The 13,851-nt window shown below is 60.8% G+C and carries 11 protein-coding genes and 1 pseudogene; 6 read left to right on the top strand and 6 right to left on the bottom strand.

Annotated features, from left to right (window positions below; all coding sequences use genetic code 11):
• Positions 1-96: 96 nt before the first annotated feature.
• The 5 genes from pcaF to pcaR form a co-directional block, all read right to left on the bottom strand.
• Complete coding sequence (pcaF, locus tag DM813_RS13920; RefSeq protein WP_206617394.1) at positions 97-1,302, bottom strand: 3-oxoadipyl-CoA thiolase; 1,206 nt, start codon at positions 1,300-1,302, stop codon at positions 97-99.
• On the bottom strand, positions 1,299-2,078 hold the full coding sequence (locus DM813_RS13915; RefSeq protein WP_128323971.1) for a CoA-transferase subunit beta: 780 nt from the start codon (positions 2,076-2,078) through the stop codon (positions 1,299-1,301). The genes pcaF and DM813_RS13915 overlap by 4 nt, the downstream gene beginning before the upstream one ends.
• Entirely contained in the window at positions 2,075-2,935 is an 861-nt protein-coding gene (locus DM813_RS13910; RefSeq protein ID WP_128323970.1) for a CoA transferase subunit A, read from the bottom strand. Before DM813_RS13910 ends, DM813_RS13915 begins: the two co-directional genes overlap by 4 nt.
• Positions 2,936-3,093: 158 nt before the next feature.
• A complete protein-coding gene (locus tag DM813_RS13905) occupies positions 3,094-4,440 on the bottom strand; it encodes an MFS transporter (protein ID WP_128323969.1) in 1,347 nt (448 codons plus the stop codon).
• A 282-nt stretch (positions 4,441-4,722) separates the two neighbouring features.
• Complete coding sequence (gene pcaR, locus DM813_RS13900) at positions 4,723-5,598, bottom strand: pca regulon transcriptional regulator PcaR (protein ID WP_206617389.1); 876 nt, start codon at positions 5,596-5,598, stop codon at positions 4,723-4,725.
• Positions 5,599-6,200: 602 nt separating this feature from the next.
• Here pcaR and DM813_RS13895 point away from each other — a divergent pair.
• Both DM813_RS13895 and DM813_RS13890 read left to right on the top strand, forming a co-directional pair.
• Positions 6,201-6,401: a hypothetical protein gene (locus tag DM813_RS13895; protein ID WP_128323968.1), complete on the top strand. Its 201-nt coding sequence runs from the start codon at positions 6,201-6,203 to the stop codon at positions 6,399-6,401.
• Positions 6,402-6,733: 332 nt separating this feature from the next.
• Positions 6,734-8,206, top strand: coding sequence for an inorganic phosphate transporter (locus DM813_RS13890; RefSeq protein ID WP_128323967.1), 1,473 nt, complete (start codon positions 6,734-6,736; stop codon positions 8,204-8,206).
• Positions 8,207-8,265: 59 nt separating this feature from the next.
• On the opposite strand, the gene DM813_RS13885 is transcribed toward DM813_RS13890, so the two are convergent.
• Complete coding sequence (locus tag DM813_RS13885) at positions 8,266-9,750, bottom strand: helicase HerA-like domain-containing protein (protein WP_128323966.1); 1,485 nt, start codon at positions 9,748-9,750, stop codon at positions 8,266-8,268.
• Positions 9,751-9,920: 170 nt separating this feature from the next.
• On the opposite strand from DM813_RS13885, the pseudogene DM813_RS29030 reads away from it, so the two are divergent.
• From DM813_RS29030 to DM813_RS13870, 4 genes and pseudogenes are all read left to right on the top strand, one after another.
• Positions 9,921-10,943, top strand: a pseudogene (locus DM813_RS29030) (HAMP domain-containing protein); the annotation flags it as partial.
• Positions 10,944-11,036: 93 nt separating this feature from the next.
• Positions 11,037-11,801, top strand: a complete 765-nt coding sequence (locus tag DM813_RS29025) for a methyl-accepting chemotaxis protein (protein WP_371261989.1) — start codon at positions 11,037-11,039, stop codon at positions 11,799-11,801.
• Between the two features lie 141 nt (positions 11,802-11,942).
• The gene (locus DM813_RS13875; protein WP_128324163.1) at positions 11,943-13,064 is read left to right on the top strand and encodes a glycosyltransferase family 4 protein; all 1,122 of its coding nucleotides are present in this window, start codon (positions 11,943-11,945) and stop codon (positions 13,062-13,064) included.
• Positions 13,057-13,851: a DUF2334 domain-containing protein gene (locus DM813_RS13870; RefSeq protein ID WP_128323964.1), complete on the top strand. Its 795-nt coding sequence runs from the start codon at positions 13,057-13,059 to the stop codon at positions 13,849-13,851. The genes DM813_RS13875 and DM813_RS13870 overlap by 8 nt, the downstream gene beginning before the upstream one ends.

Here is a 13,851-nt window from a genome sequence, read left to right as displayed (position 1 = left end):
TGAAGTCTAGACACATCTAGTAACACCCTCGTTCCACACAACAATCACCCCGGTGTACGACCCTGCGTGGGAGCCGTACAGCCGGGGTCATTGGTTTTACACGCGCTCGATGGCCAGGGCCAGGCCCTGCCCGACGCCGACACACATGGTCGCCAGGCCTTTGCGGCCGCCGGATTTCTCCAGCTGATGGAGCGCCGTGAGGATCAGGCGTGCTCCACTCATGCCCAGCGGGTGCCCCAGGGCAATGGCGCCACCGTTGGGATTGACCTGCGCGGCATCGTCGGCCAGGCCCAGTTCACGCAGCACTGCCAGGCCTTGGCTGGCGAAGGCTTCATTGAGCTCGATGACATCGAAATCGCTGACAGCCACACCCAGACGCTCGGCCAGCTTGCGCACTGCCGGCACCGGGCCGATACCCATGACCCGTGGTGCAACACCGGCACTGGCCATACCCAGGACGCGGGCACGTGGGGTCAGGCCGTGTTTTTTCACCGCCTCGGCCGAAGCCAGGATCAGTGCCGCGGCGCCGTCGTTGACGCCCGAGGCATTGCCAGCGGTGACGGTTTTGTCAGGACCGTTGACCGGCTTCAGTCGTGTCAGGGCTTCCAGCGTGGTGTCGGCCCGCGGGTGCTCGTCCTGATCGACGATGATCTCGCCTTTCTTGTGAGCGATGCGCACCGGCACGATTTCTTCCGCGAAGAAACCGGCAGCCTGCGCGGCGGCGGCACGTTGCTGGCTACGCAGGGCAAAGGCGTCCTGATCGGCACGCGAGATCTGGTAATCGTCAGCGACGTTGTCAGCCGTCTGCGGCATGGCATCGACGCCGTACTGGGCTTTCATCAACGGGTTGATGAAGCGCCAGCCAATCGTGGTGTCTTCCAGCTTCATGTTGCGCGAGTAGGCACTGTCGGCCTTGCCCATCACAAACGGCGCACGCGACATCGACTCGACGCCGCCGGCAATCGCCAGCTCCATCTCGCCGCTGGCAATGGCACGAAAGGCGGTACCCACGGCGTCCATGCCCGAGGCACAGAGGCGGTTCAGGGTTACGCCTGGAACGCTGTCTGGCAGACCGGCCAGCAACAGTGCCATACGGGCGACGTTACGGTTGTCTTCACCGGCCTGGTTGGCGCAGCCAAGGAACACTTCGTCCAGCTGATCCCAGTGCACCTGCGGATTACGCTCGATCAGCGCCTTGATCGGCACGGCGGCCAGGTCATCGGCACGCACCCCGGCCAGCGCGCCGCCAAAGCGGCCGATGGGCGTACGGATGGCATCGCAGATAAATACGTCACGCATCAGGCTTCTCCTGGCGCTTGGCCGTGAGCGGCAGCGGTGCGCGCTTCGAGGTCACGCAGGGCGGTCAGCTCGACCTCATTGGGCTCAGCCGTGGTCGCGACGTTGTCGGCGAAACGAATGGCCCAACCGGTAGCGTCGATGATCTGCTCGCGGGTCACGCCCGGGTGGATCGACGTCACGACAAACTCGTTGGTGCCGGCTTCCGGCTCCATGATGCACAGGTCGGTGATGATGCCCACCGGCCCTTCACCTGGCAGGCCCAGGCGTTTACGCGAATCGCCGCCTTCGCCATGCCCCACCGAGGTAATGAAGTCGAGCTTGTCGACAAAGGCGCGGTTCGACTGTTTGAGGATGATCAGCACCTGCTTGGCGGAACCGGCAATCTCCGGCGCGCCACCGGCGCCAGGCAGGCGCACTTTCGGCTGATGGTAATCACCGACCACGGTGGTGTTGATGTTGCCGAAGCGGTCAACCTGGGCGGCACCGAGGAAACCCACGTCAATACGGCCGCCCTGCAGCCAGTAGCGGAAAATCTCGCCGGTCGGCACTACGGTGTCGGCCGTTTCGGCCAGTTCGCCGTCGCCGATGGACAGCGGCAGCACGCTTGGCTTGGCACCGATCGGGCCGGATTCGTAGATCAGCACCACGTCAGGCGACGAGGTCAGGCGCGCCAGGTTGGCGGCCTTGGACGGCAGGCCGATGCCGACGAAGCAGACTGCACCATTGCGCAGACGACGGGCTGCGGCGACGGTCATCATTTCATTGGTGGAGTAGCTCATTGTGCAGCCTCCGAAGCGCGGGCCAGTTTTGCCTTGAAATCGTTGAAGTCAGTGGTGCCGCGAATGTATTCGTCAATCCAGGCTGTGAAGGCTTCGCGATTGCGCGCAATCGGGTCCCAAGCCTGGTAGAAACGGTTGTCGCGCTCGTAGTAACCATGTGCGTAAGACGGGTGCGCGCCGCCTGGCACCAGGCACACCGCCGACAGTGCCCAGGTAGGCAACACGCAGGCGTTCATCGGGGCGTTGAGGTCATCAACGATTTCTTCGACGGTGACGATGCAACGCTTGGCTGCCAGGGCGGCTTCTTTCTGGACGCCAAGAATGCCCCAGAGCAACACGTTGCCCTTGCGGTCGGCTTTCTGTGCGTGGATTACGGTGACATCCGGACGTACCGATGGCACGGCGGCCAGTACTTCACCGGTGAACGGGCAGGTAACGCTCTTGATCAGCGGGTTGACCTTGGGCAGATCGGAGCCGGCGTAGGCGCGCAGTACTGCGAACGGCAGGCCCGAAGCCCCGGCAACATAGGCGTTGGCCAGGTCCGCGTGGCTGTGCTCTTCGATCTCCATCGGCTGTGGCCATTGTTTTTCAACGGCATCGCGCAGACGGTGCAGAGAACCCACGCCAGGGTTGCCACCCCAGGAGAAAATCAGTTTGCGGGCACAACCGGCGCCGATCAGCTGATCGTAGATCAGGTCAGGCGTCATGCGTACCAGGGTCAGCTCTTTCTTGCCCTGACGAATGATTTCATGCCCGGCGGCGGTCGGAATCAAGTGCGTGAAGCCTTCGAGGGCGACGCTGTCACCGTCGTGGACAAACTGCTTCACGGCGTCGTGGAGCGAGAGGATTTCAGCCATTGCAGACTCCTGGATATGCTGAGTCGAGGTCGGTGTGCATGGCGCCGTGGACGGCGCCGGTATGGGGTCAGATTAAGACGGGGCATTTCCCCATTCAATCCGATAATCGACTATCTGTTCGATTATCGAACATATTGTTACCTAGCTAAGCATGGCCTTCAGGTAGCATCGGCATGGCTGACCACGCCTTTGACGATCACCGCCACCGTGGCCAATCCGGCCGGGATCACCAGCGCCGTCAGCACCTGCTCGAAGTTCCAGCCCAGACCCAGCAAGGTGGCCCCCATCCAGGCACCGAGAATGGCGCCAAAGCGACCGATACCGAGCATCCACGAAACGCCGGTGGCACGACCCTGGGTCGGGTAGAAGCGTGCCGCCAGGGACGGCATGGCCGACTGCGCGCCGTTGACGCACATACCGGCAATCAGCACCAGGGTAGCCAGCAAGGTGATGTTGCCCAGGCTCTGCCCTACGGCGTAGGCAAATACCCCGGCAAGCAGATAGAACGTGCCGATGACTTTGTGTGGGTTGTAACGGTCCATAGCCCAACCGACGACCACCGCACTCAATACCCCACCGAACTGGAACAAGGCACCAATAAAGGCGGCCTGCTCCATGCTTGCGCCACTGTCGCGCATCAGGGTCGGCAACCAGCTGGTCAGCAGATAGACGATCACCAGGCCCATGAAGTAAGTCAGCCACAGCAACAGCGTGCCGACGCTGTAGGTACCGGAAAAGATCACCGCGAAGACGTTGCGGGCCTTGACGGTCTTCTGTTCCGGCACACTGAAGCTCGCTGCCTGGGCAACGATGGACGGCTCGATCGGCGCCAGGGTCTTGCGCACTTTGTCGGCACCGCGGTTACGCACCACCAGGTAGCGCGCCGATTCCGGCAGCCAGACCAGCAGCACGACCGCCAGCAGCAGCGGCAGCACGCCGCCGATCAGCAGCAAGCTGTGCCAGCCGAACATCGGGATCAGCTTGGCCGAAATGAAACCGCCACCCGCCATGCCCAGGTTGAAGCCGCAGAACATGCTGGTCACCAACAGCGACTTGTGCCGCTCGGGGGTGTACTCGGACAGCAAGGTCGTGGCGTTAGGCATGCCGGCACCCAGGCCCAGGCCCGTCAGAAAGCGCAGTACCAGCAACTGGTCAACGTTGGTGCTGTAGGCGGACGCCAGGCTGAAGGCACCGAACAGCACCACCGCCCCGACCAGCACTACTTTACGCCCGAAGCGGTCAGCCAGCGGCCCCGAACCCAGCGCACCGAACACCATGCCGATCAGTGCGGCGCTCATCACCGGGCCCAGGCTGGCACGGTCGATCCCCCAGTCCTGAGACAACGCCGGGGCGATAAAGCCCATCGCCGCAGTGTCCAGGCCATCAAGGAAAACAATCAGGAAACACAGGATGACCACGCGCCACTGATAACGTGACAACGGCTGGTTATTAATGAAGGACTGCACATCAAGGCATTTGCCAACAGCAGCTTGGGGACTGTTCATTGTTTTTATCCAGATAAAGCGCGCGGGTGTGCGGGTGCGCGCGAAAACGGCACAGACGGTAAGCGTCAGGAGATATCGAAACGTCAGCTAGCGCGTCGTCTCAGCGTCGACAGGCAGGTACGGGGCTTTGAAGGGAAGTGGGTCATGGGGCATGCGCCTCTCGCTCATTATTATGTTCGGTCAGGGGCAGTTGACCGTTGCGAGGGACATTAATAAGACGCTGAAACCTGCGCAATTCGATAAACGCAACTCTGTGCGTTTATCGAACAGGAATGCGCTATATCAGATAAACAACTGGGCACTCAGGTCGCGGCTGGCGGCGAGCATGATCGGCAAAAAGCGTTGTTCCAGTTCGGTGCGGCTGACCCGGCCGGCATGGGTACTGACGTTCAAGGCAGCCAGCACCTGCCCGGACGCGTCGTAGACCGGCACGGCAATTGAACGCAGGCCCTGCTCCAGTTCCTGGTCGACCACACACCAGCCTTGCTGACGCACTTGCTGCAGGCATTCGAGCAGCGCCACCGGGTCGTGGATGGTGCGGCTGGTCTTGGCCTGCAGGTCGGCATGCTCGAGGTATTCGTGCAAGGTCGCATCGTCCAGCGCGGCCAGCAGAATCCGGCCCATGGACGTGCAGTAGGCCGGCAGCCGGCCGCCTACCGAGAGGTCCACGGAGATCAGGCGCTGGACGGTAGCCGAGCGGGCTATATAAAGGATGTCGTCGCCCTCGAGGGTGGCCATGTTGCAGGCTTCGTGCAACTGATCGCTCATACGGTCCAGGTAGGGCTGGGCCGACACCGCCAGAGGGGTCGACGACAGGTAGGCATGGCCCAGGGTCAGGACCTTGGGCAGCAGCGAATAGGTGCGCCCGTCAGTGGTGGCATACCCCAGCTTGATCAAGGTATGCAGGCAACGACGAACGGCCGCACGGGGAATTTCCGTGCGGTGGCTGATCTGGGCAATGGTCAGATGCCGCTTGCGCTCCTGAAAGGCCTGGACCACTGCCAGGCCACGGGCCAGCGAGGTCATGAAATCGGGATCACCGGTAAACGCCTGGATACGCCTGGCCGGTGATGCGACGATGGGCGGCGCCAGCGACGCAAACGACGTGCGCACCTGATCGTTCAATCCGGGCCCTTTGGGCGTTGTATCTTCTGTCATGGCTTACCTCGGCACACAGTCTCTGGGGCGATTATCGAACCAACGACCGATAATCGCAATTGACCGCTACCCTCAATTGCTTATACCTTTCCACCGCCACTATGTGGCTTCTTGGAGAGACTGGTCAGGTACCCACCGTAGAAGTCCCAGGCACGGCCTTGCCCCCGAAGCGAGGCCGTTTTTTCCTCCTCCGGCTTTATTGCCTGGCGCCTGACAACGCTGCATGGCCGACACATGCGCCACGCACCTGTTCACCAGCATTAACAGTCGTGTAACAAAAGCCAACCTTTGTTGTCATTTAGCAAACAATATTGATTGGCACAGTGATTAAACTTGCTTGCTATAATAAAGTTCAGTACCCAATGCCTTGCAGGCCGTTGTAGGATCCAACCTGCACTTGCCTGAAGTGTTTTCGGGAACTGACCCACTGCAAGTCTGGTCACATAGAGTGCTCAGTCACTCGTAATGACTTGCCTATTAAGAACCTACTGTTGCTGCGACAGTCATGCCGCTCTGGCAGCGTAGCCACGTGTAACTTGTGCCGGTGCACAGCGTCCTCACGTGTTAACGCCGGAGTTTATTCACAACCAACAGGTAGCACTGTGACGAAAGACGAACTGCGCGCGGAACTTGAGCGCCAGGAACAACGTTACAAGGAAGTTTACGGCGGGGAAGTCACCACCTACGCCGCCCAACCGGACCCGGAGCGTAAGCCTTGGCGCAAGCGCGCCACTATTCATGACCAGGCGTTCGCCCAGGAACTGCAAAAGATCGAGAAAGAACTCAAAGCCGACGAGTCCTGACCGTCGTCCGCACCGCCTGCCTCTGGCAGGCGGATGGCTGGTACTTGAAAAAAGTCCTGCCGGATGATCGTTACAGTGCTTACAGCAGATCGTAACGGATTCTCACAAATTTCATACGATCGTTTGAATCTTTAATCTGCGACCATTTCTGTCGTATAGCTTTGTATTTTCTCGATTTTTCCAGATTTTAGCCGACATTTCCCTAATCATTCCCGACACTCCGCTGTGCCAAAAAGCGCCGAACGGACGCTAACCAGTCAGCGGCAGATGCATCGATTAGCAGGGATTTCTGGCATAATCGCGCCCCCTTATGACCGGGTCAGAAAACCTTCATGATCGATTTATTCAGCGGACTTGATGCCTGGGTACTGGTGAGCCTGCTGCTCGCTTTGACCTTCGTACTCGCCTTCGAGTTCATCAATGGCTTTCATGACACCGCAAACGCGGTAGCTACAGTCATTTATACCAAAGCCATGCCTCCGCACCTGGCGGTGTTCTTCTCCGGGGTGTTCAACTTCCTCGGCGTGCTGCTCGGCGGTGTCGGGGTGGCCTACGCCATCGTGCATCTATTGCCAGTAGAACTGCTGATCAATGTGAACACCGGTCATGGATTGGCCATGGTCTTCTCCTTGCTGGCCGCAGCCATCGCCTGGAACCTGGGGACCTGGTACTTCGGTATCCCGGCGTCCAGCTCCCACACCCTGATCGGTTCGATCCTCGGTGTAGGCCTGGCCAACGCCCTGATCAGCGACATTCCATTGGGTGACGGAGTCAACTGGCAGAAGGCAATCGACATCGGCGTTTCCCTGCTGCTTTCGCCAATGGCCGGTTTCGCCGTAGCAGCCCTGGTATTGCTGGGCCTCAAATGGTGGCGCCCGTTGTCGAAGATGCACAAGACCCCCGAACAGCGCCGCAAGCTCGACGACAAGAAGCACCCGCCGTTCTGGAACCGCCTGGTACTGGTGATTTCGGCCATGGGCGTGAGCTTCGTGCACGGCTCCAACGATGGTCAAAAAGGCATCGGCCTGATCATGCTGGTATTGATCGGTATCGTTCCGGCGCAGTTCGTTCTCGACCTGAACAGCACCACCTACCAGATCGAGCGTACCCGTGACGCCACTTTGCACCTGAGCCAGTTCTATCAGCGTAACGAAGCCACGCTGGGCGAATTCCTGGCGCTGGGCAAAGCCAAGACTGGCGACCTGCCAGAGCAGTTCAGCTGCAACCCGCAACAAACCGAACCGACCATCGATGCCCTGCTCAACTCGCTCAAAGGCGTGACTGAGTACCGTTCGCTGAGCCCGGAAAAACGCGTTGAAGTACGTCGTTACCTGCTCTGCCTGGACGATACCGCGAAGAAAGTCGGCAAGCTGCCAGGCCTGCAGGCCCGTGAGAAAGCGGACCTCGACAAGCTGCGCAAAGACCTGACCGCCACCACCGAGTACGCACCGTTCTGGGTCATCCTCGCAGTTGCCCTGGCCCTGGGCCTGGGTACCATGGTCGGCTGGAAACGTGTCGTACTGACCATCGGTGAGAAAATCGGCAAGCAGGGCATGACCTATGCCCAGGGCATGTCGGCGCAGATCACCGCAGCGTGCGCAATCGGCATGGCCAACATCTTCAGCCTGCCGGTATCGACCACCCACGTTTTGTCTTCGGGTGTAGCCGGTACCATGGTCGCGAACAAAAGCGGCCTGCAAGGTGGCACCGTCAAGACCATCCTGCTGGCCTGGGTCCTGACCCTGCCGGCAACCGTGGGCCTGTCGGCGGCGTTGTTCTGGTTTGCAACCAAGTTCATCGTTTGAACTGAACTGCATTGAAAAAGGCGCCTTCGGGCGCCTTTTTCGTGCCTGCGGGCTGACTGCTACCGGCGCTTGCTGCCGCCAAGCAGCGAACCCATCAAGCCGCGCACCAACTGACGCCCGAACTGGTTGGCCGCCTGGCGCACCGCCGATTTGATCGCCTGCCCGGCCGCGCTCTGCAGAAACTCCCCCGCCTGGTCGGCGAAGCTCTCTTGCGCGGGTGCTGCCTTCGGCGCTTGCTCAGGCGCCGCCTCGCCACCTTTGCGCGCGGTGAGCATTTCGTAGGCAGACTCACGGTCCACCGGCTTGTCGTAACGACCGGCCAGGGGCGAAGCGGCAATCAAGGCTGCCCGTTCGGCTTCAGTCAAAGGCCCGATACGCGACTGCGGTGGCGCGATCAACACCCTCTGGACCATGCCAGGCGTGCCTTTTTCCTGCAGGATACCGACCAGCGCTTCACCAATGCCCAGCTCCGTCAGCACGCTCAAAGTGTCAAAATCGGGGTTCGGACGAAAGCCGTCAGCTACCGCCTTCAAGGACTTTTGTTCCTTGGCGGTGAAGGCACGCAGCCCATGCTGGATTCGCAGCCCCAGTTGCGCCAGCACGTCATCCGGCAGATCGCTGGGTGACTGGGTCACGAAGTACACACCGACGCCTTTGGAACGGATCAGCCGGACCACTTGCTCCAGACGGTCCTGTAACGCCTTTGGCGTGCCGTTGAACAACAGGTGGGCCTCATCGAAGAACAAGGCCAGCAGCGGTTTGTCGGCATCACCGCGCTCAGGCAGTTGTTCAAACAACTCCGCAAGCAGCCACAGCAGGAAGGTGGCATAAACCTTTGGTGCTTCATGCACCAGGCGGCTGGCGTCGAGCAGATGAATACGCCCACGGCCATCAGCATCCGGGCGCAACAGGTCCTCCAGTTGTAAGGCAGGCTCCCCGAACAAGGCTTCGGCGCCCTGCTGCTCCAGCGTTGCCAAACGCCGCAACAACGCCTGGCTGGAGCCGGTCGTCATCAGGGCACTGTCGTCGCCGAGCAATTGCGGGTTGTCCTTGAGGTGCGCCAACAGCGCCTTGAGGTCTTTGATGTCCAGCAGCAGCAAGCCTTCGCGGTCAGCTACCTTGAACGCCGCATACAACGCCGCTTGCTGGCTATCCGTCAGCTCCAGCAAATTACCCAGCAACAGCGGGCCCATTTCGCTGAGGGTGGTGCGCAACGGGTGACCGGACTGTCCGTGGATATCCCACAAACTCACCGGGTACGCCTGTGGCCGGTGCCCGAGCCAGGGCATGCCGGCAATCCGCTCGGCAACCTTGCCCTGTGGAGTGCCGACGGCCCCCAGCCCGCACAGATCACCTTTGACATCGGCGGCAAATACCGCCACCCCAGCATCACTGAACGCCTCGGCCATATGCTGCAGCGTGACGGTCTTGCCGGTACCGGTAGCACCGGCCACCAGGCCATGTCGGTTGGCCAGGCGCATGGCCTGCGCCACGGGTTGTCCGGCTGGATCGGCGCCAAGAATAAACTGCGAAGTGTCAGGCATGTTTTTTCACCCTCTGTTTAAGCTTTGGCTCGAATCGGCCGATATCTGAATAAGCGATAGACCACCAGAAAGACAGGAAAAGCCCGACAAGGAAAGGGGACCTGCACTGCTTTCAAACTGTTCTTTGTGCGAACGACCCGGATAACAAAACCTTAGCGGACCGACACGTTATGAACAAAAGCCTCCGATTCAGCCACAAGATCCTTCTGGCCGCTTCCTTGATCGTCATGATCGCCTTCACACTCTTTACGTTATACAACGACTTCCTGCAGCGTAATGCCATTCGCGAAGATCTGGAAAGTTATCTCGCCGAGATGGGCGATAGCACCTCCACCAATATCAAAAACCTGTTTGATGGCCGCATCCAACTGGTGCAAAACGTGGCGCAGAATATTGCCGCGTTCCCGGGTGCCGATAACCCTGGCACATTGCTTGGCCAACAAGCACTGGTATCAAGTTTCCTGACGGTTTACCTGGGTGATGTCAACGGCGGCTTTACCATTCGCCCGCAGATGAAGATGCCTGATGGCTATGACCCGCGCGTGCGCCCCTGGTACAAAGACGGCATGGCCGCCAACGGCCCGATCCTGACCGAACCCTATATTGATGTCAGCACCGGCAAGATGGTGATTTCGGTAGTGGCCACTGCCGCACGCAACGTCGGTGTGGTGGGCGGTGACCTGGCTCTGGACGGTTTGAGCGAGATCATCAACTCGCTGAACTTCGGCGGCATGGGCTATGCGTTCCTGGTCAATGACCAGGGCAAAATCCTCGTTCACCCGGACAAGAACCTGGTGATGAAGTCGCTCTCGGACCTGTTCCCACAGAACACCCCGCGCCTGAGCAAACAACTCAGCGAAATAGAACTCAACGGCGTAACCCGGCTGCTGACCTTCGCCCCGGTCAAAGGCCTGCCTTCGGCCAACTGGTACATCGGTCTGTCCATCGACAAGGACAAAGCCTACTCGATGCTCAGCAAGTTCCGTACCTCGGCAGTGATTGCAACCCTGGTAGCCGTGGTGATCATCATCGCCCTGCTTGGCCTGTTGATCCGCGTGTTGCTGCAACCGCTGCACACCATGACCCGCGCCATGGAAGACATTGCCGAAGGTGAAGGCGATCTGACCAAACGCCTGAGCATCCATAGCCAGGACGAGTTCGGCACCCTGGGCAAGGCCTTCAACCGTTTCGTGGAACGCATCCATACCTCGATCCGCGAAGTATCGTCGGCCACCGAGCAGGTCAACGAAGTGGCCCTGCGAGTGGTCAGCGCCTCCAACTCATCGATGGTCAACTCCGACGAGCAGTCCAACCGCACCAACAGTGTTGCCGCTGCAATCAACCAGCTTGGCGCAGCGGCCCAGGAAATCGCCCATAACGCCGCCCAGGCTTCGCAACAGGCCAGCTCGGCACGCCACCTGGCAGAAGAAGGCCAGCAAGTGGTCGACCGCAGCATTGCCGCCATGAACCGCCTGTCTGACCTGATCTGCACCTCCAGCTCGCACATCGAAACGCTCAACAGCAAGACGGTGAACATCGGCCAGATCCTTGAAGTGATCACCAGCATTTCCCAGCAAACCAACCTGCTGGCGCTGAACGCCGCCATCGAAGCCGCCCGTGCTGGCGAAGCCGGTCGTGGCTTTGCGGTAGTCGCCGATGAAGTGCGCAACCTGGCTCACCGCACCCAGGAGTCGGCGCAGCAGGTACAGAACATGATCGAAGAACTGCAAGTCGGTGCCCGCGAGTCGGTCGACACCATGGGCCAGAGCCAGCGCCACAGCCAGGACAGCGTGGAAATCGCCAACCAGGCCGGTGAACGCCTGGGCAGCGTGACCCTGCGCATCGGCGAGATCGACGGCATGAACCAGTCGGTTGCCACCGCCACCGAAGAGCAGACCGCCGTGGTCGACTCGATCAACATGGACATCAACGAAATCAATATGCTCAACCAGGAAGGCGTCGAGAACCTGCAATCGACCCTGCGTGCCTGCGCAGACCTCGAGCAGCAAGCCAGCCGCCTGAAACAGCTGGTCGGCAGCTTCCGTATCTGAGCCCTTCGGGCAGCGGCGCCCGCCGCTGCCCTCCCTCGCACCGCGATCGAACAAACTATCCTTTATAGAGGTCAACCCAAGGGCGCCTCATCCGCTTCTATTGAATGCCTGATGAGACACCCTGAAGACGATCTCGGAGGGATGCTGATCGTGCACATTGCTGACATCACCATGTTCTACGCCCCCGCCAGCGGTGGCGTACGCACCTATCTTGATGCCAAACATCGTCGCCTTGGACGCCTCCCCGATGTCCGCCACAGCCTGCTGATCCCGGGCGCCAGCGCCCATCACGCCAACGGCCTGTACCACGTGCCAGCCCCTGCCCTGCCGTTTGGCAACGGCTACCGCTTCCCCTTGCGCCTGGCGCCCTGGTGCGCCGTGCTGCAAGACCTTCAACCGGACCTGATCGAAGTCGCCGATCCTTACCTGACGGCCTGGGCAGCCCTGGATGCCAGCCGCCAGCTCGATGTACCGGTGATCGGTTTCTACCATTCCGACCTGCCGTTGCTGGTCAGCAACCGCATGGGCAACTGGTTCACTCCCAATGTCGAAGCCTATGTCAGCAAGCTTTATGGCAATTTTGACCGGGTGCTGGCCCCCAGCCTGGTCATGGCCAACAAGCTGCGTGCGCTGGGTATCGACAATGTGCATGTACAACGCCTGGGCGTGGACCTTGCCGCCTTCCACCCACAGCACTATGACAGCGATCTGCGCAGGCAACTGCACCTGGCAGACAGCACACATCTGCTGGTGTTTGCCGGCCGCGGCTCACGCGAGAAAAAGCTGCCGGTACTGCTCGACTGCATGCAGCGCCTGGGCAAGCACTACCACCTGGTACTGGTCGGCTCGCACATGCCCAGCAACGTGCCGGCCAATGTCACGGTCATCGACCACTTCTGCCCGGTCAGCGAAGTCGCGCGCCTGCTGGCCAGTGCAGATATGCTGCTGCATGCGGGTGATCAGGAAACCTTCGGCTTGGTAGTGCTGGAGGCCATGGCCAGCGCCACCCCCGTGGTAGCGGTGGCCGCAGGCGCATTCTGCGAGCTCGTCGACGAGCGCTTCGGGCGCCTGTGCCAGCCCAATGACGGTCATGCCATGGCCCGGGCCGTGCACGAAGTACTGGAAGAAGGCGCAGCACGCCTTGGCCATCAGGCGCGGTTACACGTCGAGCAACACTATGCCTGGGACGGCGTGATCAAGGATCTGCTGGCGCATTACCGCGCCGTGCTGGGCCATGAACTGGCGGCGCGCGCGCATGCCTGATCCTCTCATCTGCGGCGGCCAGAGCGTGCTGCTGGTCCTGCATGACGTTGCCCCGCCCACCTGGCCGGACTATCAACGGTTCGTCGACGCCGTTGACGCCCTGGGCAACATCCCCATCACCTGGCTGGTGGTACCCAACTTCCACAAGCAGGCACCGCTGGCCCGGGCAGATCAGTTCCGGCGCCTGCTGGACCGACGCCTGGCCCGTGGTGACGAGCTGGTGCTGCATGGTTACTACCATGCCGATGATGGCCCACCACCACGCTCGCCCCGCGATTACTTCATGCGTCGACTCTACACCACCGAGGGCGAGTTCTATGACCTCGACCATGCCACTGCCCAGCAGCGTCTGGGAGCCGGAATCGCGGCGTTTCAACAGTTTGACTGGCCGCTGACCGGCTTTGTCGCACCGGCCTGGTTGATGAGCGAAGGTACGCGCCAGGCATTGAGCAACCTGCCGCTGCACTACACCAGCGATTCGAAGCACCTGTACCGGTTACCCGATTTTGTTCCCGTCGCTGCTCCAGGCCTGGTATGGAGTGCCCGCAGCGCCTGGCGGCGGGGGCTGTCGAACATCGCCTGCCAGTTGTACGCCGCACACCTGAAGCAGGCATCGGTGATACGGCTTGGCCTCCACCCGGTGGATATGCGCCATGCCGTCGCACGCCGCTACTGGTTAGACACCTTGCAGCAGTTGTTGGAGCAAGGACGCACGCCACTGACCAAGGCGGCCTGGCTGGCGCAGCAGCAGCAGCAGCAGCAGCAGCAGCAGCAGCAGCAGGTTTGA

The organism is Pseudomonas alkylphenolica (assembly GCF_004025535.1).
Classification (GTDB): Bacteria; Pseudomonadota; Gammaproteobacteria; order Pseudomonadales; family Pseudomonadaceae; genus Aquipseudomonas; species Aquipseudomonas alkylphenolica_A.
The sequence above is the reverse complement of the archived record's forward strand: the minus strand, read 5'-3'. Positions and strand labels throughout refer to the sequence as shown.

Excerpts from the sequence above, each read along its gene's own strand:
- DM813_RS13915 (WP_128323971.1), bottom strand. The coding sequence starts at position 2,078 with ATGAGCTACTCCACCAATGAAATGATGACCGTCGCCGCAGCCCGTCGT.
- DM813_RS13910 (WP_128323970.1), bottom strand. The coding sequence starts at position 2,935 with ATGGCTGAAATCCTCTCGCTCCACGACGCCGTGAAGCAGTTTGTCCAC.
- DM813_RS13905 (WP_128323969.1), bottom strand. The coding sequence starts at position 4,440 with ATGAACAGTCCCCAAGCTGCTGTTGGCAAATGCCTTGATGTGCAGTCC.
- pcaR (WP_206617389.1), bottom strand. The coding sequence starts at position 5,598 with ATGACAGAAGATACAACGCCCAAAGGGCCCGGATTGAACGATCAGGTG.
- DM813_RS13890 (WP_128323967.1), top strand. The coding sequence starts at position 6,734 with ATGATCGATTTATTCAGCGGACTTGATGCCTGGGTACTGGTGAGCCTG.
- DM813_RS13885 (WP_128323966.1), bottom strand. The coding sequence starts at position 9,750 with ATGCCTGACACTTCGCAGTTTATTCTTGGCGCCGATCCAGCCGGACAA.
- DM813_RS29025 (WP_371261989.1), top strand. The coding sequence starts at position 11,037 with ATGGTCAACTCCGACGAGCAGTCCAACCGCACCAACAGTGTTGCCGCT.
- DM813_RS13875 (WP_128324163.1), top strand. The coding sequence starts at position 11,943 with ATGCTGATCGTGCACATTGCTGACATCACCATGTTCTACGCCCCCGCC.
- DM813_RS13870 (WP_128323964.1), top strand. The coding sequence starts at position 13,057 with ATGCCTGATCCTCTCATCTGCGGCGGCCAGAGCGTGCTGCTGGTCCTG.